1 protein-coding gene is annotated in these 530 nt (G+C 39.2%); it reads right to left on the minus strand.

The window, feature by feature from the left end:
- Positions 1-530, minus strand: a 530-nt coding sequence (locus tag ACFIK8_RS13075; RefSeq protein ID WP_375669668.1) for a DUF3458 domain-containing protein, incomplete at both ends; no start/stop codon positions are given.

The following is a 530-nucleotide window of genomic DNA, read 5'->3' on the forward strand; positions in this document are numbered from 1 at the left end:
GTAAACTTAAACAAAATGGTCGAAACTCCGGTTCAAGGCTTTCATCTTTAATGATAGTTTCAATCAATTTTAGCAAAGCAGAGGGCATATCCTCTTTTGCTCGTGTTTTATCCTGAATGGCTTGAATCAGGGCTTGCATCATCAAATGATTAAGCGACTGCCAACGATTAAATTGATTGCTGTCGTTTTGTGCAAGAAAGATGAGTTCGCTTTCATTGAACGGAGTTTGTAGATTGATAGGTGCAGAGAAGTTTCTAAGCAGTGATAAAACAGGTTTTTCGCATAATCCTCTTAATGTGAATGTTTGGTTTTCCTTGAAGAGAAGCATAACATCTGATTGAATATCCGCGTCAGCTTCATAAGTGAGAGATTCTCCGTTATGTCCTAAAAGCCCAAAATCGATAGGGATAAGCATAGGCTTTTTTATGCTTTGTTGCGGTGTTGCTGGGATCTGTTGTTTTGCATGAATCGTTAAAACACCATCGCTATAATGGTGGTCGATCTCTACATTGGGTGTGCCTGCTTGTTCA

It is taken from the genome of Bartonella sp. MR168JLCBS (assembly GCF_042194175.1).